The 22,289-nt window shown below is 69.1% G+C and carries 22 protein-coding genes; 18 read left to right on the top strand and 4 right to left on the bottom strand.

All coding sequences use genetic code 11. From position 1 onward, the window contains the following. Positions 1 to 126 precede the first annotated feature (126 nt). From AC1RQF_RS06350 to AC1RQF_RS06325, 6 genes are all read left to right on the top strand, one after another. On the top strand, positions 127 to 1,218 hold the full coding sequence (locus AC1RQF_RS06350) for an HlyD family secretion protein (protein ID WP_273997696.1): 1,092 nt from the start codon (positions 127 to 129) through the stop codon (positions 1,216 to 1,218). Between the two features lie 77 nt (positions 1,219 to 1,295). Continuing rightward, positions 1,296 to 2,813: a DHA2 family efflux MFS transporter permease subunit gene (locus tag AC1RQF_RS06345; RefSeq protein WP_492871625.1), complete on the top strand. Its 1,518-nt coding sequence runs from the start codon at positions 1,296 to 1,298 to the stop codon at positions 2,811 to 2,813. A gap of 10 nt (positions 2,814 to 2,823) precedes the next feature. Then, positions 2,824 to 4,347 carry an efflux transporter outer membrane subunit gene (locus AC1RQF_RS06340; RefSeq protein ID WP_492871561.1) on the top strand — a complete coding sequence of 508 codons (1,524 nt, stop codon included), beginning with the start codon at positions 2,824 to 2,826 and terminating at the stop codon, positions 4,345 to 4,347. A 119-nt stretch (positions 4,348 to 4,466) separates the two neighbouring features. Then, complete coding sequence (locus AC1RQF_RS06335) at positions 4,467 to 4,886, top strand: MarR family winged helix-turn-helix transcriptional regulator (protein WP_337995280.1); 420 nt, start codon at positions 4,467 to 4,469, stop codon at positions 4,884 to 4,886. Positions 4,887 to 4,926: 40 nt separating this feature from the next. Further along, positions 4,927 to 5,499, top strand: a complete 573-nt coding sequence (locus tag AC1RQF_RS06330) for a TetR/AcrR family transcriptional regulator (protein ID WP_273997694.1) — start codon at positions 4,927 to 4,929, stop codon at positions 5,497 to 5,499. A gap of 150 nt (positions 5,500 to 5,649) precedes the next feature. Continuing rightward, complete coding sequence (locus AC1RQF_RS06325; protein ID WP_492871560.1) at positions 5,650 to 6,834, top strand: acetyl-CoA C-acyltransferase; 1,185 nt, start codon at positions 5,650 to 5,652, stop codon at positions 6,832 to 6,834. A 484-nt stretch (positions 6,835 to 7,318) separates the two neighbouring features. On the opposite strand, the gene AC1RQF_RS06320 is transcribed toward AC1RQF_RS06325, so the two are convergent. Beyond that, positions 7,319 to 8,224: a LysR substrate-binding domain-containing protein gene (locus AC1RQF_RS06320; protein WP_492871559.1), complete on the bottom strand. Its 906-nt coding sequence runs from the start codon at positions 8,222 to 8,224 to the stop codon at positions 7,319 to 7,321. Positions 8,225 to 8,826: 602 nt separating this feature from the next. Here AC1RQF_RS06320 and AC1RQF_RS06315 point away from each other — a divergent pair. The 12 genes from AC1RQF_RS06315 to AC1RQF_RS06260 all read left to right on the top strand — a co-directional run bounded on the left by AC1RQF_RS06315 (position 8,827) and on the right by AC1RQF_RS06260 (position 19,536). Next, positions 8,827 to 10,383: an MFS transporter gene (locus AC1RQF_RS06315; RefSeq protein ID WP_492871558.1), complete on the top strand. Its 1,557-nt coding sequence runs from the start codon at positions 8,827 to 8,829 to the stop codon at positions 10,381 to 10,383. 61 nt (positions 10,384 to 10,444) lie between these two features. Beyond that, positions 10,445 to 11,533 carry an AfsA-related hotdog domain-containing protein gene (locus tag AC1RQF_RS06310; protein WP_492871557.1) on the top strand — a complete coding sequence of 363 codons (1,089 nt, stop codon included), beginning with the start codon at positions 10,445 to 10,447 and terminating at the stop codon, positions 11,531 to 11,533. A 104-nt stretch (positions 11,534 to 11,637) separates the two neighbouring features. Continuing rightward, positions 11,638 to 11,940: a hypothetical protein gene (locus AC1RQF_RS06305; RefSeq protein ID WP_273997689.1), complete on the top strand. Its 303-nt coding sequence runs from the start codon at positions 11,638 to 11,640 to the stop codon at positions 11,938 to 11,940. After that, the gene (locus AC1RQF_RS06300; protein ID WP_273997688.1) at positions 11,933 to 12,634 is read left to right on the top strand and encodes an SDR family NAD(P)-dependent oxidoreductase; all 702 of its coding nucleotides are present in this window, start codon (positions 11,933 to 11,935) and stop codon (positions 12,632 to 12,634) included. Before AC1RQF_RS06305 ends, AC1RQF_RS06300 begins: the two co-directional genes overlap by 8 nt. Then, positions 12,631 to 14,007, top strand: coding sequence for a class I adenylate-forming enzyme family protein (locus AC1RQF_RS06295; protein ID WP_492871556.1), 1,377 nt, complete (start codon positions 12,631 to 12,633; stop codon positions 14,005 to 14,007). Before AC1RQF_RS06300 ends, AC1RQF_RS06295 begins: the two co-directional genes overlap by 4 nt. A 4-nt stretch (positions 14,008 to 14,011) precedes the next feature. After that, positions 14,012 to 14,254, top strand: a complete 243-nt coding sequence (locus tag AC1RQF_RS06290) for an acyl carrier protein (protein ID WP_273997686.1) — start codon at positions 14,012 to 14,014, stop codon at positions 14,252 to 14,254. Further along, on the top strand, positions 14,251 to 15,297 hold the full coding sequence (locus AC1RQF_RS06285) for a 3-oxoacyl-ACP synthase III family protein (RefSeq protein WP_492871555.1): 1,047 nt from the start codon (positions 14,251 to 14,253) through the stop codon (positions 15,295 to 15,297). The genes AC1RQF_RS06290 and AC1RQF_RS06285 overlap by 4 nt, the downstream gene beginning before the upstream one ends. Then, a complete protein-coding gene (locus AC1RQF_RS06280; RefSeq protein ID WP_492871554.1) occupies positions 15,294 to 16,160 on the top strand; it encodes an alpha/beta fold hydrolase in 867 nt (288 codons plus the stop codon). Before AC1RQF_RS06285 ends, AC1RQF_RS06280 begins: the two co-directional genes overlap by 4 nt. A 19-nt stretch (positions 16,161 to 16,179) precedes the next feature. Then, positions 16,180 to 16,470: a YciI family protein gene (locus AC1RQF_RS06275; RefSeq protein WP_492871553.1), complete on the top strand. Its 291-nt coding sequence runs from the start codon at positions 16,180 to 16,182 to the stop codon at positions 16,468 to 16,470. Positions 16,471 to 16,542: 72 nt separating this feature from the next. After that, positions 16,543 to 18,093 (top strand): FAD-dependent monooxygenase, encoded by a 1,551-nt coding sequence (locus AC1RQF_RS06270; protein WP_492871552.1) that lies wholly within the window; start codon positions 16,543 to 16,545, stop codon positions 18,091 to 18,093. Positions 18,094 to 18,135: 42 nt separating this feature from the next. Next, positions 18,136 to 18,813 carry an HAD hydrolase-like protein gene (locus AC1RQF_RS06265; RefSeq protein WP_492871550.1) on the top strand — a complete coding sequence of 226 codons (678 nt, stop codon included), beginning with the start codon at positions 18,136 to 18,138 and terminating at the stop codon, positions 18,811 to 18,813. A 36-nt stretch (positions 18,814 to 18,849) separates the two neighbouring features. Beyond that, a complete protein-coding gene (locus AC1RQF_RS06260; protein WP_492871549.1) occupies positions 18,850 to 19,536 on the top strand; it encodes an HAD family hydrolase in 687 nt (228 codons plus the stop codon). Between the two features lie 30 nt (positions 19,537 to 19,566). Here the strand turns inward: AC1RQF_RS06260 and AC1RQF_RS06255 are convergent, their stop codons facing one another. The 3 genes from AC1RQF_RS06255 to AC1RQF_RS06245 form a co-directional block, all read right to left on the bottom strand. After that, positions 19,567 to 20,607: a zinc-dependent alcohol dehydrogenase family protein gene (locus AC1RQF_RS06255; protein WP_273997679.1), complete on the bottom strand. Its 1,041-nt coding sequence runs from the start codon at positions 20,605 to 20,607 to the stop codon at positions 19,567 to 19,569. An 82-nt stretch (positions 20,608 to 20,689) separates the two neighbouring features. Next, the gene (locus tag AC1RQF_RS06250) at positions 20,690 to 21,175 is read right to left on the bottom strand and encodes a hypothetical protein (protein WP_492871548.1); all 486 of its coding nucleotides are present in this window, start codon (positions 21,173 to 21,175) and stop codon (positions 20,690 to 20,692) included. Between the two features lie 313 nt (positions 21,176 to 21,488). Beyond that, positions 21,489 to 22,070, bottom strand: a complete 582-nt coding sequence (locus AC1RQF_RS06245) for a hypothetical protein (RefSeq protein ID WP_492871546.1) — start codon at positions 22,068 to 22,070, stop codon at positions 21,489 to 21,491. Positions 22,071 to 22,289 lie beyond the last annotated feature (219 nt).

Genomic DNA, 22,289 nt, shown 5'->3' with positions numbered 1-22,289 from the left:
GCGCGCGTCCGCATCGCGGCACGTCCCCCTTCCCCGCCGGCGCGCCCAGCCGGGCGCGCCGGCCGAAGGCGCGTCGACGGCGGCGTCCGCCGGAACCCAGATTGCCAAGCATAGGAGAGGTAAGTGGTGAGCGAAACCCGTTCGGACACGCAGGTCATCCAGGGCGTCGACGGCGACAAGCCGGCGCGCAAACGCAAGCTGGTCTTGCCGGTCATCATCGTGCTGGGGGGGCTGCTGATCGCCTACGGCGTCTACTGGTGGCTGCACGCCCGTTTCATCGAGACGACCGACGACGCCTATGTCGGCGGCAACATCACGGTCATCTCCCCGCACGTCGCCGGCTACGTGTCGGAGCTGCTGGTCGAGGACAACCAGCGGGTGCGCGCCGGCCAGCCGCTGCTGCGGCTCCAGCAGAGCGACTACTCGGCGCAGCTCGACGCGGCGAAGGCCAATGAGGAAGCCATGCGCGCCGCGCGCGTGCAGCTCGTCGCGCAGCGTGCGCTCCAGCAGGCCGTGATCGACCAGGCCGGCGCCGACGTGACCGAGAAGGCTGCATCGCTCGCGTTCGCGGAAACCGACGCGGCGCGCTATCGCAAGCTGGTCGTCACCGAAGCCGGCACCCGCCAGGCCGAGGAACGCTCGAACGCGGCGCTCAAGCAGGCCAGGGCGCAGCTCGACGCGGCCAACGCCCGCCAGCGCGAGGCGCGCCAGCAGGTCGCCGTGCTCGACGGCAAGATCGCCGGCGCCGACGCCGCGCTGCTGCAATCGAGCGCGGCGCTGCGCACCGCGCAGCTCAACGTCGGCTACACCGAGTTGCGCGCGCCGATGGACGGCTATGTCGGCAATCGCTCGGCGCATCTCGGCAGCTATGTGACGCCCGGCACGCAGCTGATGTCGGTGGTCGCCGCGAACGGCCTGTGGGTCGACGCGAACTTCAAGGAAGACCAGCTCACGCACATGAAGCCGGGCCAGTCGGCGAAGGTCTGCGCCGACGTGCAGTCGTCGAAATGCTTCAGCGGCCGCGTGCACCTGCTCGCGCCCGCGACGGGCGCGGTGTTCAGCGTGATCCCGCCGCAGAACGCGACCGGCAACTTCACGCGGATCGTGCAGCGCGTGCCGGTGCGGATCGCGCTCGACGCGCAGGACGGCGTGCTCGGCATCCTGCGGCCGGGGCTGTCCACCGTCGTCTCGGTCGACACGCGCGGAGGCGACCGGTGAGCGACACCACGCAGGCCGTCATCGCGCCGCCCGAGCAGACGGCGCCGCCGCAGCCGGCCGCCTGGCCGTTCGCCGTGATGTGCGTCGGCATGTTCATCGCGCTGCTCGACATCCAGATCGTCGCCTCCTCGCTGCAGGAAATCGGCGGCGGCCTCGACGCCGCGCAGGATCAGATCGGCTGGGTGCAGACGGCCTACCTGATCGCCGAGATCACGGTGATCCCGATGTCCGGCTGGCTGACCCGCGTGTTCTCGACGCGCAAGCTGTTCGCCGCGTCCGCGCTCGGCTTCACCGGCGCGAGCATGCTGTGCGGCTTCGCCTGGAACATCGAGAGCATGATCGTGTTCCGCGCGATCCAGGGCGTGCTGGGCGCATCGATGATCCCGACCGTGTTCACCTCGTCGTTCCACTACTTCGAAGGCAAGCGCCGCGTGATCGCCGCCGCCGTGATCGGCACCATCGCGTCGCTCGCCCCCGCGCTCGGCCCGATCGTGGGCGGCTGGATCACCGATACCGCGAACTGGCGCTGGCTGTTCTACGTGAACCTGGTGCCCGGCCTGCTGGTCGCGTTCGGCGTATCGATGAGCGCCGACATCGACCATCCCGATCATTCCCTGCTCAAGGGCGCCGACTATCCGGGCATCGCGCTGATGGCGGTGTTCCTCGGCACGCTCGAGTTCGTGCTCGAGGAAGGCGCGCGCTGGAACTGGCTCGAAGACGACACGATCCGCCGCTGCGTCGTGATCTCGGTGTCCGCGGGCGCGATCTTCATCGCGCGCTGCCTGAGCATCGACAATCCGATCGTCGACCTGCGCGCGTTCCGCAACCGCAACTTCACGATCGGCTGCACGCTGTCGTTCCTGACCGGCGTCGGCGCGTTCTCGTCGATCTACCTGACGCCGCTGTTCCTCGGCTACGTGCGCGGCTACGACGCCTGGCAGACCGGCATCGCGATGGTGCCCACCGGCATCGCGGCGCTGGTCGGCGTGCCGGTCTACGTGCTGTTCGCGCGCAAGACCGACCTGCGCTGGCTGATGATGTTCGGCATGGCGATGTTCGGGCTGTCGATGTGGGACTTCCGCTTCATCACGCACGACTGGGGCGACGCGCAGCTGTTGTGGCCGCAACTGATCCGCGGCTTCCCGCAGGTGTTCGCGATCGCGCCCGCCGTCACGCTGGGGCTCGGCAGCCTGCCGCCCGATCGCCTCAAGTACGCGAGCGGCCTGTTCAACATGATGCGCAACCTCGGCGGCGCGGTCGGGATCGCGGTGGTCGGCGCGATTCTCAACGACCGCACCAACGAACACTTCTCCGACATCGCCTCGCGCCTCACGGCGGCGAACCAGCCGATGCAATCGATGCTGAACGGCCTCGGCTCGCACCTCGGCGACGTGCTCGGCTCGCCGCAGGCCGGCCAGGCCGCCGCGCTGCGCCAGCTGCACGACCTCGCGTTCCGCGAGGCGCAGACGATGGCCTACGGCGACGCCCTGACCACGATCATGATCGGCTTCATGTTCGCCACGCTGATCGTGCCGCTGATGCGCAAGGTCGTGCCGCCGCCGCCCACGACCGGGGCCTCGAACAATGCTCACTAAGAATCCGGACATGCCGACGATCCCTTCCCCCCGCCGCCTCGCCGCCCTGCCGTTCGTCTGCGCGCTCGCGGCCGCGCTCGGCGGCTGCATGGTCGGCCCCGACTATCGGGGCGTCCAGAGCCCGCTGCCGGCCAGCTACGCAAGCCAGGACACGCTGCGCACCCTGCAAGGCGCGGCCGCGCCGGCGGCCGCGCTCGACACCTGGTGGCGCGCATTCAACGATCCGGCGCTGACCCGCATCATCGATCGCGCGCTGTCCCAGAACCTCGACCTCGCCGCCGCCGAGGCGCGCGTCGCGCAGGCGCGCGCGGCCGCGTCGGAAGCGGGCGCGCAATACCTGCCCGAATTCAACCTGCAAGGCCAGGCGGCGCGCCAGCGGCAATCGCTCGAATCGCCGCTCGGCCGGATCGGCTCCGCGCTGCCCGGCTACGAGCGCGGTCAGAGCCTCACCCAGCTCGGCCTCGGCGCCAGCTGGGAACTCGATCTCGCGGGCGGCCTGCGGCGACGCGCGCAGGCGGCGGGCGCCGAGGCCGAGGCGGCCGAGGCGCTGCATGCCGGTTCGCGCGTGTCGGTCGCGGCCGACGCCGCCGACGCCTACTTCCAACTGCGCGGCCTGCAGGCGCGCATCGCGATCGTGAACGCGCAGATCGACGCGAATACGCGCCTCGTGTCGCTCGTGCGCGACCGCGTGGCGAACGGCGTCGCGACCCAGCGCGAGACCGCCGAAGCCCGCGCGCGGCTCGCGCAGACCCGCGCGCAGCTGCCGCCCCTGCAAGCCGGGCGCGCGCGCCAGTCGAACCGGCTCGACATCCTGATGGGCGCGGCGCCCGGCACCTACGCGGCCGAACTCGCGGGGACGGAGGCCGCCCATGCGGGGGCCGCCCATGCGGAGGCCGCCTATGCGGTGCCGGGCCTGCCGGCCGACATCCGCCCGGATGCGCTGCTGCGCCGGCGGCCCGACGTGGTGGCCGCCGAGCGGCGGCTCGCGGCCGCCAATTCGGGCATCGGCGCGGCGCTCGCGGAATACTATCCGCAGGTGTCGCTGTCCGGGATCCTGGGCTTCGAGGCGCTGAACGGCCCGCTGTTCAAGTCCGCCGCGTTCCAGCCGGGCGTGCTCGCGGGCCTGCGCTGGCGCCTGTTCGACTTCGGCCGCGTCGACGCGGAGGTCGGCCAGGCCAAGGGCCGCTACGCGGAAACGCTCGCGCAATACCGCCAGACGGTGCTGCGCGCGGCGGAGGACGTCGAGAACGCGGTGACGACCTGGGCGCAGATCGCCGCCGAGCGCGACGAGGTCGCCCATCAGGTCGACGCCGAGGCGGTCGCCCAGCGCGCCGCGCGCGACGCCTATGCGCAGGGCGACGCGAGCCTCGTCGAGGTGCTGATCGAGGATCAGCAGTGGCTGTCGGCGCGCGGCGAGCAGGCGCGCCTGAATGCCGATGCCGCGCGCGCGGCGGTCGCGACCTTCCGCGCGCTCGGCGGCGGCTGGCAGGCGCCGGACGCGGCCGCGACGCCGGCCGTCGCGTCGGCGCACTGAAACAATCGACGGCCCATCGAATCGCGCCGCGCAACAATGGCGCGCGATGGCATAAAATGACGGGCAACCTGTCTTGCAACTTCATTTCCGACAAGGAGCATGTCATGAGCCCTGGCCCGCTGAGATTGCAGTGCCATTGCGGCACGCTGAGGCAAGCCGCGCGGGCCGTCACGGCGCTGTATGATGCCCATCTGGCCAAGCACGACATCCGCATCACGCAGTTCACGCTGCTGATGGCGCTGCGCGGCACCGCGGCCATGCCGATGCGCCTGCTGTCCTCGCTGCTGCTGCTCGACCAGACGACGCTGAGCCGCACGCTCGCCACGCTGCGCACGCGCAAGCTGGTGCGCGCGCAAGCGGACGAGGCGGACAAGCGGATGCGGCTCTGGTGTCTCACGCGCAAGGGCGAGACGCTGCTCGAAGCCTGCCTGCCCGACTGGGAGGCGGCCCAGAAGGAAGTCGCGCGGCGCAACGGCAAGCGCGACATGCAGGCGTTCGACGACCGCATCTTCGAGCTGACGGAAGCGCTCGCCGCCTGACGCTCCCCCCACCCGCCCCCTTCCCCGACGAGAGGCCATCATGCGATACGACCCGGAACACAAGGCGAGAACCCGCGAACGCATCGAGGCCGTCGCCTCGGCGCGCTTTCGCGAGGAAGGCATCGATGCGGTCGGGGTGGCGAGCCTGATGGAGACCGCCGGGCTCACGCACGGCGGGTTCTACGCGCATTTCCCGTCGAAGGAGGCGCTGGTCGCCTCGGCGGTCGCGGTCGGCTTCGAGCAGACGGCCAACCGCCTGCGCGAAGGCATGACCCACCGGCCCGCCCGGCCGCGCCCGGTCGCGTTCATGCAGACCTACCTGAACGAGCAGCATCGCGACCATCCCGATTCCGGCTGCGTCGCCGCCACGCTCGGCGCCGAGATCAGCCGCAGCGGCGACGCCGTGCGCCAGGTGTTCACCGAACAGCTCGAATCGCTCGTCGCCTGCGCGACGCCCGACGACGGCGCGCCGCGCGAGCGCCGCGAAACCGGGCTCGCGGCCGTCGCGCTCGCCGTCGGCGCGCTGATCCTGTCACGCGCGGTGGACGATCCCGCGCTCTCGAAGGAACTGATCGCGGCCGGCGTCAACGCCTCGAAGAAGCTCGCCGACTGAGCCGCGCGGCGTCGCTTCATGACGCCGGTCAGCGGAAGTCTCGCCGATCCCATCCCGTTTCGCGCCGCATTGTATGATGTCCACGCGGCACATATATGTATATGCATTCAATTCGATGCACTGTTTTCCTCAATCATCCTGGAGCCTGCCATGTCTACCGATCCGATCGTGATTCTGTCCGCGGCGCGTACGCCGGTTGGACGCTATCTCGGCAACCTGTCCCCGAAGAGCGCGCCCGAACTGGGTGCGACGGCGATCCGCGCCGCCATCGAGCGGGCCGCGATCGATCCGGCCAGCGTGGAGGAAGCCTACATCGGCTGCGTGCTGTCCGCGGGCCTCGGTCAGGCGCCCGCGCGCCAGGCGGCGCTCGGCGCCGGCCTGCCCCGCTCGGTGGCGGCCGTGACGGTCAACAAGGTGTGCGGTTCCGGGATGCAGTCGATCCGCTACGCGTTCGACGCGCTGTCGAACGGCAGCCTGGACGTGGCCGTCGCGGGCGGCATGGAAAGCATGACCAATGCGCCGTATCTGGCGCTGAAGGCGCGCACCGGCTATCGCGCGGGCCATGCGATGTTCTATGACCACGTCGCGCTCGACGGCCTCGAAGACGCCTACGAGCGCGGCCGCGCGATGGGCGAATTCGGCGAGCAGTGCGCGGCGCACTACGATTTCACGCGCGCGGCGCAGGACGCCTATGCGACCGAATCGCTGCAACGCGCGCAGCGCGCGCAACAGGAAGGCCGCTTCGACTGGGAAATCGCCCCGGTCGAGATCGCCACCAAGCAAGGCACCCAATCGATCGAGGCCGACGAGCAGCCGCAAACCGTCGACGCCGCGAAGATTCCGAAGCTCAAGCCCTCGTTCAGCCCGACCGGCACGATCACGCCGGCGAGTTCGAGCCCGCTGTCGGACGGCGCCGCCGCGCTCGTGCTCACCCGCGAATCGGTCGCGAAGCGGCTCGGCAAGCAGCCGATCGCGCGGATCCACGCGCACAGCGTGCACGCGCAGGACCCCGAGTGGTTCACCACCGCGCCGATCGGCGCGCTCAAGAAGCTGTTCGCGCGCACCGGCTGGCAGCCGGGCGACGATCTCTACTACGAAGTGAACGAGGCGTTCGCCGTCGTGCCGATGGCGGTGATGCGCGAATTCGGCATCGCGCGCGAGCGCATGAACGCGCACGGCGGCGCCTGCGCGATCGGGCATCCGATCGGCGCGTCGGGCGCGCGGATCGTGGTCACGCTGCTCGGCGTGCTGCGCGCCCATCACGCGAAGCGCGGCATCGCGAGCCTGTGCATCGGCGGCGGCGAAGCGACGGCGCTCGCGGTCGAACTGCTGTAACGGCTACGCCCCAAGGCGCGCGCGGCGGCCCGGGCGCCGCGCGCGCCGCGTCCCGCCCAAGCGCCTCGGCGCACATCCCGTCCCCTTCCTCCCGACCGCGCGAGCCATCCCGTCCCGCGCCTTTGACGCGCGCCGTTCGTGAATCCGCGAGACCCTGCGCCGGAAGATGCCGCGCATCGTCGCTTCTCTCATTTCCCGCAAAAAAGCGCTTCACCACACATCTTTTCATCTCAGGAAAAAATTGCGCCGTGAAAATCAAAAGGCGCACTTTTTACGCGATCATTCAGCGAAATATACCGCGCGATCGTTTATTCATTAAATCCATTTAATTCGGCATGCCCCGGGGTCGGGCAATCACGCTCCCCGATAGGCGGCCTTCAACGCACCCTCACAGTAAGCATTACGTGCTGCTTTCACGAATAACCTTACAGCCCCGGGAGCCGTCCGCCGGGCGACCCCGCCTCGGTTTCCCGACAGCGCGCCTTCACCCCTCGCCTTCGTTCGCGAGACAGCGCGCGATCTCCTGCTGGAGCCAGGCCACGAACACCCGCGCCGCGGCCGGCAACGGCGCGCCCTTCGGATAGACGAGGTAGTAGTCGCGATTGGCGCGGATCGTCGGGCCCGGCAAGCGGATCAGGCGGCCGTCGCGGCGCGCGCCGGCGACGAGCCATTTGCGCCCCAGCGCGATCCCCTTGCGCTCCTCGACCGCGCGCAACAGCAGCGACGAGTCCTCGTAGGTCATGCCGCCCGCCATCGGCGGCGCGATCACGCCGCAGCGCTTGAACCAGCGCTCCCACTCGTCGTAGGGATTCAGCAGCGGATAGCGCAGCATGTCCTGCGCGGATTCGGGCAGGTTCTCGAAGCCCTCCACGCCGCTCGCCGCGACGACCGGGAACAGGTATTCGATCGCGAGCCGCTCGGCCTCCAGGCCGTCCCAGTTGCCGTAGCCCATGCGGATGCCGAGCGGAATCTGCTTGGCGGACAGATCGAGCGGGACGATCGTCGGGATCAGCTCCACCGTGATTTCCGGATGCTGCTCATGGAAATCCGGCAGACGCTCCGCGAGCCAGCGCGTCGCGAACGACGGCACGACCGTCACCGGCAGGCGGCTGGCCGATTGCTTCGCCTCCCGGCGCAGCTCGTTCGACGTATCGGTGATCAGCTTCAACGCGCTCGACATCGCAAGCTGCAAGCGATGGCCGTGCGGCGTCAGCACCATGCGCCGCCCGACCCGCGCGAACAGCTCGACGCCCAGCTCCGCCTCGAGCGCCTTGACCTGCCGTCCGACCGCGCCATGCGTGAGAAACAGCGAATTGGCCGCTTCGCGAAAACTCTGATGCCGCGCGGCGGCTTCGAATACCTGCAGATTCCGTAGGGAAGGGAGTCTCATGGCCGATTGGCGCATTCAAAACCATCAAGCGTCGAATGCGCGACCCAATTGAAAATCGATGACAAATCACCGCCCTTCCAATCGCACCGTTGGAAAGGAATTGTAATTTATCGACAATGGTGCATTCCAGCCTTGATATAGCGCCTCGAACGCACCGCCTCGGAGCCTCGCTTCGCGTCAGCTTCTTTTAATCTTTTGTAAGGCCGACGGAATAGATATGTCGGGAACCTGGCGAATTCAAGGCACCACCACATTAGCGTATTTTTCGCTTTTTCGGAAGCGGCATTGCCGATAGCATTATTTCGCGGTCGACAACAAGTCTTAAAAACACTTTGCCCGCGTTTTGTTTATTCTGAGATTTCACATTAAGCGGCATTAAGCCCGCCGGACCGGTCACGCGCCAATCCGGGCGGCCGACATTCTCCATCCCGAGTCCACTGGGAGAAGCAAGTGCATCGAGTTGAGTCTCTCGTCGACCGCGCCCGCTCCGGGTCGAGCGCCGCGCCCGTTCCCTGCGGATAAGGCCTGCCGTTCCACGCAAGCGCGAGGCGGCCCCCGCCGCCCGCCGTTTCCCCCAACCGTTCGCCATACACGAGTCATCCATGAATTCGAACGTTCAAACAGCGACCGCCTCGTCGAGGCAGGGTCTGGTTCTGATCGCCGTGATTCTCGCGTGCTTCAGCGTGCCGCTGAACTTCACCGCGGGACCGACCGCGCAGCCCTATATCGCCCACGATCTCGCGGGCGGCGCGGTGGCGCTGTCGTGGATCACCAATGCGTTCTTCCTGGCCTGCGGCAGCACGCTGATGGTCGCGGGCGCGATGGCCGACCAGTTCGGCCGCAAGAAGATCTTCGCGATCGGCATGGTGATCTCGACCGTGATGTCGTTCCTGATGCCGTTCGCGCCGAGCGTGTTCGTGCTCGACCTGCTGCGCGTGCCGCAGGGGCTCGCCGCCGCCTGCGCGTATTCGGGCGGCATCTCGATCCTCGCGCAGGAATTCGAGGGGCATACGCGCGCCAAGATCTTCAGCGCGATCGGCATCACCTTCGGCGCGGGCCTCGCGTTCGGGCCGACGATCGCCGGCATCCTGATCACCGGCTTCGGCTGGCGCGCGGTGTTCTTCGGCAGCACGACGATCAGCCTGGTCGCCCTCCTGCTGTGCGTGACCGCGATGACCGACAGCAAGGATCCGAACGCGCGCGGCCTCGACTGGTGGGGCGCCGCGGTCTTCACGCTGATGCTGACCTGCTTCACCTACGCGGTGATCCAGGCGCCGACGAGCGGCTGGACCAGCCCGCTGATCCTCGGCCTGTTCGCCGCCTCGGCGCTCTCGCTCGTCGTGTTCGTCCTGATCGAGCGCAGCGTCGCCAATCCGATGCTGGACCTGTCGCTGTTCGCCTATCCGCAGTTCGTCGGCGTGCAGCTGCTGCCGCTCGCCGCCGCCTACTGCTACGCGGTCCTGCTCGTGGTGCTGCCGCTGCGCTTCATCGGCATCGAGAAGCTCACGGCGCTCGACTCCGGCCTGCTGATGATCTACTTCTCGGGTTCGCTGCTGTTCATCCCATTCGTCGCGGCCAGCCTGACCCGCTTCGTGCCGATCGGCGTGCTCGCCGGCTTCGGCATGCTGATCTCGGTGGTCGGCATGTTCTTCCTGATGCGCGTGCCGGTCGGCGACCACGGCCTCGCGATGCGCATCAATCTCGCCGTGATCGGCTTCGGCGTCGCGATCCCGTGGGGGCTGATGGACAACCTCGCGGTCTCGGTCGTGCCGAAGGAAAAGGCCGGCATGGCGATCGGCATCTTCGGCGCGCTGCGCGTGTCGTTCGACACGACGGCCATCGCGATCGTCGGCTCGCTGCTCGCGTTCTTCATCGCGCAGCACATGAGCGCGACGCCGGGCCTGGACCCGGCGGCGGTCGCGGTGGCGTCCGCGCAGCTGTCCGCCGGCGCGCTGCCGAAGGCGCAAAGCCTCGTGCCGTCGCTGAGCCACGCCCAGCTGCTGGCCGCCTACGACGGCGCGTTCCACCGTCTGTTGATCGTGCTGATCGCGCTGACCAGCGCCGCGACGCTGCTGGTGTTCGCGCTGCTCTGGCGCATCAACCTGGAACACGACGAAGACAGCGCCGAGCCGGCGCTCGGCATGTCCGTCGCTGAATGAACGCTGGCTTCGCGACGCGCGCGAATTTCCTCAACTTCATCGAAACGGGTGGACCGGAATCATGATGCTGCATGAAATCCCGCCGCAACTGCTGCACAAGGGGTCGGCCGACGACGTCCTGATTCACCGCTATCGGCCGGCGCCGCCCCTCTATCTGGACGAAACGGCAGCGGCCCGGATCGCCGCCCACCCGGACGCGGGCGCGCTGGCCGGCCTGTACCGGCCCTGCGACGGGCGGCGCGCCCGTCTCGACGTGCCGCTCGACGCGCACGGCCAGTTCCGCGGGGACGACGCCGCGCTGTCGAGCCGCGTGCCGGCCGATCCGCGCTGGCATGCGCTGCGCGGCGTGCCCTACCAGGTGCTCGACGCGCGCCTCGCGGGCGCGCCGCTCGACGACGCGGCGGCGCGGCTCGCCGCGGCCGGCGGCGACGCGCTGCGCTGGTCCAGCGCCTACGAGATGATCAACCATGCGGATCACTACTACTTCTACCGCAAGGAGCACGAGCACGTGCCGGGCGTGATGCTGATCGAGGCCCAGCGCCAGGCGGTGTACTGCCATCTGTACAAGCACACGGCGCACCAGCGCGGCCGGGTGACCGTCAGCCTCAACGCGCTGAACTCCACCTTCCACGCGTATGCGGAGCTGATGTATCCGATCGAGCTGGTGGTCGACGACCTCGCGCCCGGCCCCGTCGCGCGGCCGCGCAAGATCGACTATCGCGTGTCGTTCTACCAGCGCCGGAACCTGATCGCGGTGATCGACACGAAAGCGACCGTGATCGACATGGCGGGCTTCGAGCGGATCCGCGACATCTTCCTGGTTTCCGACGACTGGTATGCGCCGATCGACGCGGCGCGCGTGCAGTGCCGGGTCGACACCGACGGCGTGCGCCGCGACGCGCAGCTGCTCGGTGTATCGAAGGCCGGCTGCGTGACGCGGGCGCTGGATCTCGAACGCGGACGCGTGCATGCGCTCGTCGTGTCGGACCCGGAAGGCGTCGCGTTCGAGCAGGAGGTCGCCTTCGACCGCGATCTCGACGACGGCCGGACCCTGTGGCGCTTCGTGAATTCGACGCCGGACAAGGTCATCGACATCGGGCGGGTCGTCAAGCGCGGCTTCGTCGCCAGCGAGGGCGCGCCGATGTTTTGACGGGCGGCGCGCCGCGACGACCGCGCCAGGCATGGGTTTTATTTAGTCATACATATCAGATTGATAAACGCACGATCACTTGAAGTATTTCGAGGGAACACGTCATGACGGAAATCATTCGGGACATCATCAATCGCGCGATCGACGCGCAGGAAGCCCTGCTGCCCGCACCGGTCGACCGCTCGCGGGGCGACGCCACGCCGATCTTCGGCGAAGGCGCGCCGTTCGATTCACTGGGGCTCGTCGCGCTGATCGTCCAGATCGAGGAAATGGTCGAGGGCGAGCTGGGCGCCGGCATCACGCTCGTCAGCGAAAAGGCCATGTCGGCGCATCGCAGCCCGTTCGCCACCATCGGCGCGCTCGCCGAATTCATCGAATCGCTGCTGCCGGAGGCTGCCCGTGTCTGACGCGCCGATCACGCTCATCACCGGCACCCGCAAGGGTATCGGCAAGTATCTGGCCGAGTACTACGTATCCCTCGGCCACGAAGTCGTCGGCTGCAGCCGCGAGGACGCCGACTGGACGCTGTCCGGCTACGACCATCTGTGCGCCGACGTGGCCGACGAATCGGCGGTGCGCCGCATCATGAGCTTCATCCGCGACAAGCACGGCCGGCTCGACAACCTGATCAACAACGCCGGCATCGCAAGCATGAATCACGTGATGCTGACGCCGCTCGCGACCGTCAACCGGATCCTCAACACCAACGTCACCGGCACTTTCCTGTTCTGCCGCGAGGCGTCGAAGCTGATGGCGAAGCGCCGCAAGGGGCGCATCGTCAACTTCACGACCGTCGCGACGCCGCTCAAGCTCGAGGGCGAGGCGATCTACGCGGCGTCGAAGGCGGCGATCGGCTCGCTGACCGAGGTGATCTCGCGGGAGCTGGCGCCGCTCGGCATCACGGTCAACGCGGTCGGCCCGACGCCGATCGAGACCGACCTGATCCGCTCGGTGCCGAAGGACAAGATGGACCGCCTGCTCGCGCGTCAGGCGATCCCGCGCTTCGGCACCTTCGCCGACGTGTCCAATGCGATCGACTTCTTCCTGCGTCCGGCGAGCGACTTCGTGACGGGACAGAACCTCTACCTGGGTGGCGTATGAACGCGCTCGACACGCTCGACGCGCGCTTTGCGGCCGCCGGCGATGCGACGGCGCTCGTCGTCGGCGACGACGCGCTGCGCTACGGCGCGCTGCGCGCGGCGATCGCGGACGAAGAGCGCAGGCTGCGCGACGCGGGCTGCGTCGCGGGCGTGGTCGCGCTCGTGGCCGACTATTCGCTGCGCTCGATCGCGTGCCTGATCGCGCTGTGGCGGCTCGGCAACGTGGTGGCGCTGCTGACCGACCGGCAGGCGCCGCAGGAACGCGAGCTGATCGCGATCGCCGAGGCCGGCTGGGTGATCCGCAGCGGCGCGGACGGCGACGTCCGGCTCGCGGCGACCGGCGCGACGGTATCGCACCCGCTGCTCGCCGGCCTGAACGAGGCGCGCGAGCCGGGCTTCGTGATCTTCTCGTCGGGTTCGACCGGACGGCCGAAGGCGAGCGTCCATCGCGCGCTGCCGTTCCTCGACCGGCATGTCGGTCAGAAGCGCTGCCTGCGTTCGATCTCGTTCCTGCTGTTCGATCATGTCGGCGGCCTCAACACGCTGCTCTACGTGCTGTTCAACCAGGGCATGCTGGTCGTGCCCGCGTCGCGGCGGCCGGAAATCGTCGCCCAGGCGATCGAGACGCACCGGGTGCAGGCGCTGACCACCTCGCCGACCTTCCTGAACCTGCTGATCTTCAGCGGCGCGCTCGACCGATACGACCTGAGCGCGCTGGAAGTCGTCAACTACGGCACCGAGCCGATCACCGAGCGCGTGCTGGAGCGCCTGTCCGCCGCGCTGCCGCGCACGCGCTTCTCGCAGGCCTACGGCCTGACCGAGACGGGCATCGTGCCGACCCGCTCCGCATCGTCGACCTCGAACTGGGTGCGCATCGGCGGCCCCGGATGCGATGTGCGCGTGGTCGACGGGCTGCTCGAAGTGCGCAGCGCGACCACGATGCTCGGTTACCTGAACGCGCCGAGCCCGTTCACGGACGACGGCTACTTCAGGACCGGCGATGCAGTCGTGCGCGACGGCGAGCTGTTCCGGATCGTCGGCCGCCAGTCCGAACTGATCAACGTCGGCGGCGAGAAGGTCTATCCCGCCGAGATCGAGCGCGTGCTGAAGGACCTCGACGGCGTGATCGACGTCACGGTGAGCCGCGGCGAGCATCCGCTCGTCGGGCACATCGTGACCGCGACGTTCCGCGTCGCCGCGCCCGAGCCGCTCGACGCATTCCGCCAGCGCCTGTATGCGTTCTGCAGCGGCCGGCTGCCGGCCGCGCGCATTCCCCGCAAGATCCGCATCACCACCGAACCGCTGCACGGCGAGCGCTTCAAGAAGATGCGCACGACGGTCGACCGCGATTCGTTCGCCAACGAGGAGGCTTGACATCATGGACATGGAAACGATCCGCGCGGAGCTTGCCACCCTGCTCGAAGTGCCGGTCGGGGAATTGACCGACGACGCGCCGCTGCATCAGTTCGGCAACTGGGATTCGCTGGCGATGGTGGCGCTGATCGCCTACCTCGTCAGCGGCGGCCAGCCCTCGGTAAACGTCGACCGGCTGGAGAAGCTCGCGACGGTCGGCGAGATCCGCGCGCTGCTCGCGCCCGCCTGCGCGGAAGCCGCGCGATGATCCTCTCGCTCGATCAGGTGCGCGTGTCGGCGGTCGCCGCCGCGCTGCCCGCGCGCACGCTCGACATGAGCAGCCTCGCCGCCGAATACGGCGAGCTGGAGACGCGGCGCATCGTCGAGAGCACCGGCATCCGCGCGGTGCGCGTCGCGGAGGGGCTCTCGACGGGAGACCTGTGCGAAGCCGCGGCCCGCCGCCTGTTCGCGCAGGCGCGGGTGCGGACCGAGGCGATCGACGCGGTGGTGGTGGTCACGCAGACGCCCGACGACTTCATGCCGGGCGCGGCGGTCAGCCTGCAGGCGCGCCTCGGGCTCGCGCAGGACTGCCTCGCGTTCGACATCGACCACGGCTGCTCCGGCTACGTATACGGCCTGCTGCAGGCCGCGATGCTGGTGCGCGCCGGCTGCCGCTCGGTGCTGCTGTGCACGGGCGACGTGACCACCAAACTGCTCAAGCCCGGCGAGCGCCACGTGCGGATGGTGTTCGGCGACGCGGCGAGCGCCACCCTCGTCGAACCCGGCGGCGGATGCATCGACTTCGCGTGCTGGACCGACGGCGGCGGCGTCGGCCACCTGAGGACGCCGATCGACTACACGAACAGCGCGCACGCGGCCGCGCGGGTCGGCCATCTGCACATGAACGGCAACGAGGTGATGAACTTCGCGCTGTCGCGCGTGCCGCCGCTCGTCGACGCGCTGCTCGCGCACTGCCGCCTCGATCGCGCCGCGCTCGGCCTCGTCGCGCTCCACCAGGCCAACCAGTTCATGCTGCGCTACCTGCGCAAGATCTTGAAGCTGACGGCCGAACAGACGCCGATCGGCCTGGCCGACGTCGGCAACACGGGGCCCTCGTCGATTCCGCTGCTGCTCTCGACCGGGCTCGGCTTCCCGGAGCGGGCGCGCGAGCAATCGCTGCTGTGCGGCTTCGGCATCGGCCTGTCGATCGCGGCGGCGCGGCTCGACCTCTCGGCCACCCGCTGCTTCGCGCCGGTCGACGTCGCGCCGGCCGATGCGACCCGCGACATCGCCGAACAGGTTCCGGCGTGAACGGCCCGACGCTGTTCCACCGCCTCGACGGCGCGGGCCCGGAAGCCGTCGTGATGCTGCCCGGCCTGCAGGCGGACCATCGGATCTGGCGCGCTGTGCAAGCGAGCCTGTCGCCCGCATGGCGCACCGTGGCGGCGGACAACCGCGGCTTCGGGCGCAGCGGCTTCGACGGCGCGCCGCTGTCGATCGAGACGATGGCGGACGACGTGCTGTGCCTGATGGACAGCCTGTCGATCGAGCGCTTCTGCGTGGCCGGGCATTCGATGGGCGGCGCGATCGCGCAATGGCTCGCGCATCGGCATCCCGGGCGCGTGCGCGCGCTCGCGCTGTGCAACACGTTCCGCGCGATGCGCAGCGACACGCTCACCGCGATCCAGGCGCGCCTGCGGTCGCCGTGCGATGCGCGGGACTGGGCCGACATTCAGCATCGCTTGTCCGCGCATCTTCTCGCGAGCGGGCCGCTGCGCGGCGCGGCCGGGGCGGCGATCGTCGAGCGGCGCGCGCGGTCGATGGAGGCGGGCCACATCCTGGGCCTGCGCCGGCAGCTCGATGCGCTGCTCGCGTTCGACTCGCGCGCGTGGGTCGGCGGGCTGCGCGTGCCGACGCTGATCGTCGATTCGGCCGCCGATCGCCGCTTCCTCGTCGCGGAAGCGGACGCGCTCGCGGGCGAGATCCCCGCCGCGCAGCGCGTCACGCTGCCGGGCGGGCACGCGAGCACGATCGAGCAATGGCGCGCGCTCGCTCACCTGCTGGAGACCTTCTTCGGCATCCACGCGCCGGGCCGGCCGCCGCGGCCCGCGCACCCGACACCCATTTGCAGCACACGCGCCGGACGAACGCCGTTCGTCCCGGCGCACCCTTAACCTACCGACAGGAGCAAGCATGTATCTGATCATCTCGAACTACATCGTCGATCCGGCCAAGGTGGATCCCCACCGCAAGTCGCACGCGGACTGGGTCGCGAAGCACGTCGCCGACGGCACCTTCATCATCGCCGGCCCGAAGGACACCAAGGCGGGCGGCGTGATCCTCGCCAGGAGCATCGACAAGGCCGCGCTCGCGGCCATCATCGCCGAGGATTCGTTCGTCACCGAGAAGCTCGTCGAGAACCAGATCGTCGCGTTCGATCCGGTGTTCGCGACCGAGCAGTTCGCGGCGCTCAAGGCGCTGTGATCCCCCGCCGCCGCGCCCGGGTGCGGGACGCCCGGGCGCGGCGGCGGTTCAGTTGACGAACGGAACGCCACCATGACGGATACACGGACGCACTACGATGTCATCGTCGCGGGCGCCGGCCCGATCGGGCTGCTGCTCGCCGCCAATCTGACGCGGCTCGGCCTGCGCGTCGCGGTCGTCGAGAAACGCGCGACCCGCTCGACGCAGTCGAAAGCGTCGTCGATGAACGCCTATTCCCTCGCGATCCTGCATGCGCTCGGCGTCGCGCCGCGCTTTCTCGACGCCGGCAAGCCGATCCGGGATCTGGTGCTGTACTGGAACGAGCGACGCCTGATGCGCGTCGACTATCGCCGCCTGCCGTCGCGCTACGACTACATCCTCGGCCTGTCTCAGCCGGAAACCGAGGCGCTGCTCGAAGCGTGCTGCGTCGAGCTGGGCGGCGACCTGTTCCGCTCGACCGAGCTGCTCGATTTCACCGAGCACGAAGACACCGTGGCGGTATCGCTCGCGCCCGAACGGCGCCTGACCTGCCGCTACCTGGTCGGCTGCGACGGCGGCCGCAGCACGGTCCGGACGCTGCTCGGCCTCGATTTCGACGGCATCGACCACGGCGTCGGCTTCATCATGTTCGACAGCAGGATCGCCTGGGACGGCGACCTCGGCGTGGTGCACTACTACGTGAAGGAAGGCAGCTTCCTGATCATCATCCCGCAGGCGAGCGGCACCCACCGGATCATCATCAAGACGCGCGACGACGAAACGGTCGACGAGCGCGCGGCCGACAAGCCCGCCGCCTACCAGGCGCTGGTCGACAAATACGGCCCGCCCGGCGTGCGCGTCGAGGCCGTGATCTGGGAATCGCGGACCCAGTACTACAACCGGCTCGCGAGCCACTATCGACGCGGCCGCGTGTTCCTCGCCGGCGACGCGTGCCACCTGTTCAGTTCGATCGGCGGCCTCGGCATGAACACCGGCTTCCAGGACGCCTTCGCGCTCGCGTGGCGTCTCGCCGGCGTCGTCAAGGGGCGCTTCAGCGAGCGCGTGTTCGATTCGTACGTCGAGGAGCGGCGCGGCATCACGCGCCAGCTGATCGCGAGCACCGACATCAACACGCGCCTCATCACGCGCCTCGACAAGGACGAACACGGCCCGCTGCGCGACTGGCTGCCGTCGATGCGCAACCGGCCGCGCATCGCGCACGGCTTCCCCGACAACTTCTCGGGGCTCGGCCAGCGCTATGCGAGCGGCCTGTTCGTCTCCGGCGGCGGCGAGCTGGTCGGCAAGCTCGTGCCGTATGCGGCGTTCACCGTCGCGGGCGCGCCGTGCTGCACCTACGACCTGATCGACAGCGCGCATTTCGTGCTGCTGACGGCCGGCGTCGCGCCGCCCGCGTTCGCCGCGCGCTGGCCGGACGGCGACCTCGTGCGCACGGTCGCGATCGACCCCACGGAAGCGAACCGCCCCGCGCTCGACGCGCTGCACCTGTCGCGCGCGCGCGCGCTGCTGCTGCGCCCGGACGGGATCGTCTGCATCGAGGACGCGCTCGAACACGAGGACGGCTTCACGTCGTTCCTCGACGCCATCGCGCTCGAAAGCGAGCACGAAGCATCGCGATGCGCCTGAACGCACGCACGCCTCTTTCCCCAACCTCACACGAAGGTCGTCATGAAACCCTTTCTCGTCTTTGATCTGGATGGCACCCTGGTCGATACCGCCCGGGACCTGGTGGGTACGCTCAATGCGCTGCTGCGCGAGCACGATCTGCCGATCGTCGCGCTGCACGATGCGCGCAACCTGATCGGGCGCGGCGCGCCGGCGCTGCTCGAACGCGGCTTCGGCGAGCGCCTGCAGGCCTGCACGGCCAACGAACGGCAGACGCTGCTCAAACGCTTCGTCGCCCACTACGAAGCGCATCTGCTCGACCACGCCACGCTGTACGACGGCGTCGCCGACGTGCTCGGCGCGCTGCGCGCGGACGGCTACGAGATGGCCGTCTGCACGAGCAAGGGCACCGGCCCCGCGACGACGATCCTCGAAGGGCTCGGGATCGCCCGCCTCTTCTCGGCCGTCTGCGGCGGCGACTTCTTTCCCGGCGCGAAAAAGCCCGACCCCGCGCACGTGCTCGGCACGATCGCGCGCGCGGGCCGCACGCCCGACCAGGGCGCGATCTTCATCGGCGATTCGAGCGTCGACGTGAAATCGGCCAGGAACGCCCGCCTGCCGATCGTCTACGCGACGTACGGCTACAGCGACATCGACCCGGCCACGGTCGAACCCGACGCCGAGATCGCGACGTTCGCCGCGCTGCCCGACGCCGTCGCGACGATCGCGGCCCAGGTCTGACGCCGCGCGCTTCCTCTCCCCGACCACGAACCCGACATGAATCGCTTCCGTAAAATCAAGCTGATCGCGGTCGACACGAACGGCGTCCTGCTGAAGGATACGTTCGGCGTCACCATCAAGCATTTCGTCGAACGCCACGGCGGCGTGCATACGCCGGAACTCGAACGCCTCGTGCTGGGCGCGCCGCATATCGCGGGCGGCCACATCATGTCGCTCGCCTGCAAGCTGCCGTGGACCGCGCAGGAGACCATCGACGCGTTCCTCGCGGAACACCGCGCCTACACGCGCGACGATCCGGTCACGCTCAATCCCGGCGTGGGCGAGGCGCTCGCGCTGCTGCACGGCACGGGCGCGCGCATCACCACCTATGGCGGCCGCCCGGAAGACGCGATGTTCGCGCAGTATCTCGGGCCGTTTCGCGCGCTGCTCGACGCCGAGATTCCGTACGTCGACATCGACCTGATCCGCCCGGGCATGAAGGAGATCGTGCGGGACCGCTTCGGCCTGGCGTTCGACGAGGTGCTGTTCATCGACGATCTCGCCAAGGTCGGCGAAGCCTGCCGGACGCTGGGCGCGGGCTTCATCGGCGCGCCCGTGACGGCATTCCAGCGTCAGCTGATGCGCGATGCGGGCGTCGCACACCTGGTCGACTCGGTCGCCGAAATCAGCGTCGCGCTGCTCGACCGCATCGACACGGCCCTGCTCGCCGGCCGCTTCTGGTAAGCGCGCGCGGCGGCATGCCTCGGCGGTGCATCAACCGGCCTCGATCAGCACCTTGAGCGCGTGCGTCTCGGCCGCGTGGCTGAAGGTTTCGTACGCGCGCCCGATCTCGTCGAGCCGGAAACGGTGGGTGATCAACTGCGTCGGGTCGAGCCGGCCCGCGCGCACCGTCTTCATCAGCATCGGCGTGCTGATGGTGTCGACGAGCCGCGTCGTGATCGAGACGTTGCGATCCCACAGCTGCTCGAGATGCAGGTCCGCCTTGGTCCCGTGCACGCCGACATTCGCGACGATCCCGCCCGGCCCGACGATCGACGTGCACAGCTCGAAGGTGGCCGGAATGCCGACCGCCTCGATCGCGCAATCAACGCCCACGCCTTCGGTCAGGCGCAGCACCGCGCCCGCCGGATCGCCGTCGCGGCCGTCGACGCAATCGGTCGCGCCGAAGCGCCGCGCGATCTCGAGGCGATTCGCATCGGGATCGATCATCACGATCCGCGCCGGCGAATAAAACTGCGCCGTCAGCAAGGCGGCCAGCCCGATCGGCCCCGCGCCGACGATCGCGACCGAATCGCCGGGCTGCACCTTGCCGTTGAGCACGCCGCATTCGAAGCCGGTCGGCAGGATGTCGGACAGCATCACGAGCGCATCCTCGTCCATCCCGGACGGGATGCGGTACAGGCTCGCCTGCGCGTGCGGAATGCGCACGTATTCCGCCTGCGTGCCGTCGATCCGGTTGCCGAGGATCCAGCCGCCCGTCTCGCAATGCGAGTACATGCCGCGCCGGCAATAGCCGCAGCGGCCGCACGAGGTGATGCACGAGATCAGGACGTGATCGCCGGGCGCGAGCGACTCGACGGCCGCGCCCACCTGTTCGATCACGCCGACACCCTCGTGCCCGAGCACGCGCCCGGGCTCGCAGCTCGGCACGTCGCCCTTCAGGATGTGCAGGTCCGTGCCGCAGATCGTCGTGCGCGTGACGCGCACGATCGCGTCGGTGGCGGCCAGCAGGGTTGGCTTCGGCCGCTCGTCGAGCGACTTGCGACCGGGGCCGTGGTAGACGAGTGCTTTCATCTTGCGTTCTCCGAATGAAACCCTGGGAATGCCGCGCCGGAATCGCCGGAATCGACGGGGCGATCGCGGGGCGGCGTTCCGCTTAGTTTGAATGCGCGTCCGCGGCAGTGCCGTTCGGCCGCGCAGGCGCATCGGCGAAGCCGCCCGCCGGCTGTGCGCCGAACGCGGCGGCCCAGTCGCGCCACGGCATCGAGGCGTCCCGGGCGTCGAACGTGTGCTGCCAGTGTTTCGTCCAATCGCCCTGCCAGGCATGCAGCCCGTCGCGCAGCACGGCGACCGACGCCTGTTGCGCGCGCAGGTTCAAGGCGCCCGCGTCCTGCCACAGGCCCGCGCTGACCTGCAGATAATCGCGCCAGGCGAGCCGGCAGGCGTCCGTCAAGTCGCGGGCGTCGGCGGACGACCCGAGCGCATCGCCGACGCGACACAGCGCATCGCGATCGCGCTCGATGCCGCGCCCGATCAGCGCATGCCAGTCGCGCCGCCAGTCCTGCGCGCACGCCAGCGCGCGCAGCGTCGCTTCCCAACCGTCCCGGCAGCCGTCGAGCGGTGTCGTGTTCCCCGTCATCATCGGTTCTCCCCTTTGATCGAATCGGCGGATCTCTGCGTCGCGCCGCCAAGCCGGCCCGCGACCCATTCACTGTGCGACCTCCGCGCCGGGCGGCCGTTGACGCACGTCAAGCGGGCGAGCGCGCCGGGCGCGCGACATCGGCGCGCAGGGAGCGCGTTCGCGGCGACGAAGAAAAGGTGCGCTGGGCGCGGCGCGGAGAAAAGCCCGGGGCGGCCGTCGGGCCGGCCCGGGCGAACGGCGGCGGGCGGCCACGCCACCCGCCTGCATCATGCGGGATGCCCGTCGTGCGGACGTCCTGCGCGGCCGATGCGCGTCAGCGCGCGCCGGTGACCGTGGTCGTCGCGAGCATGGGCATGCCCGCGATCGGCGCGGGCGATTGCTTGCGCAGCGCCACGAAGAAGTTGTAGGAGCCCTCGGCGATCCACGGGATATAGACCTTGTACTGGTTGCCCGGATGCTCGCAGTCCACCACATAGGCATTCGGATCGCCGGGCGTCGTCACCCACAGGCAGGCGTATTCGGCAACCGGCTTGGCGCGATCCTCGTTCCAGGTCCAGTGAATGGTCGTGCTGGCCGTGCCGTTCACCGGCACCGTCACGCGCTGCGGGTCCGCCGACAGGCTGCCGTAAGGCGGCGGGCAGTTGTACAGGCAGATCGTGCCGGGATTCCACATCAACCCCGGCGACTTGGCCAGCCACTGCACCAGTTGCGCCTGCTGTTCCTGATTCAGGCTCGATCGGTCGAGGCCGTCGCTCGCGCGCGTCATCGTGCCCGCCACCGCCGCGCGCAGCTGGTTCACGTCCACCTCGCCGGCCGCGTGCGCCACGCCTGCGCCGAGCACCGCCGCTTGCACGGCGAACAGCACGGACAACACGCGTCGTTTCATCTGTCTCATCTCCTGCTCCTTGTAGGTTTATCCCCGGGTAGGGTTGTCGCGGGCAAGCCGTTGCGCGATGGCCGAATCAATTGACCGGCGCATTTCAATCGCCATAAACCGCCCAGGGTAATGAAAGGATAAAAATCAGGAAATGAAAGAAGCGCGACTGGAAAATCAACTCGAAACAATCGCGCATTCCGCGCACACTTTCGCACCTCGCATCGTCCACTCAGGCTG

This window comes from Burkholderia sp. GW821-FHT14F03 (genome assembly GCF_058803765.1).
Note: the sequence above shows the minus strand (reverse complement) of the source record. Positions and strands in the feature narration are given on the sequence as shown.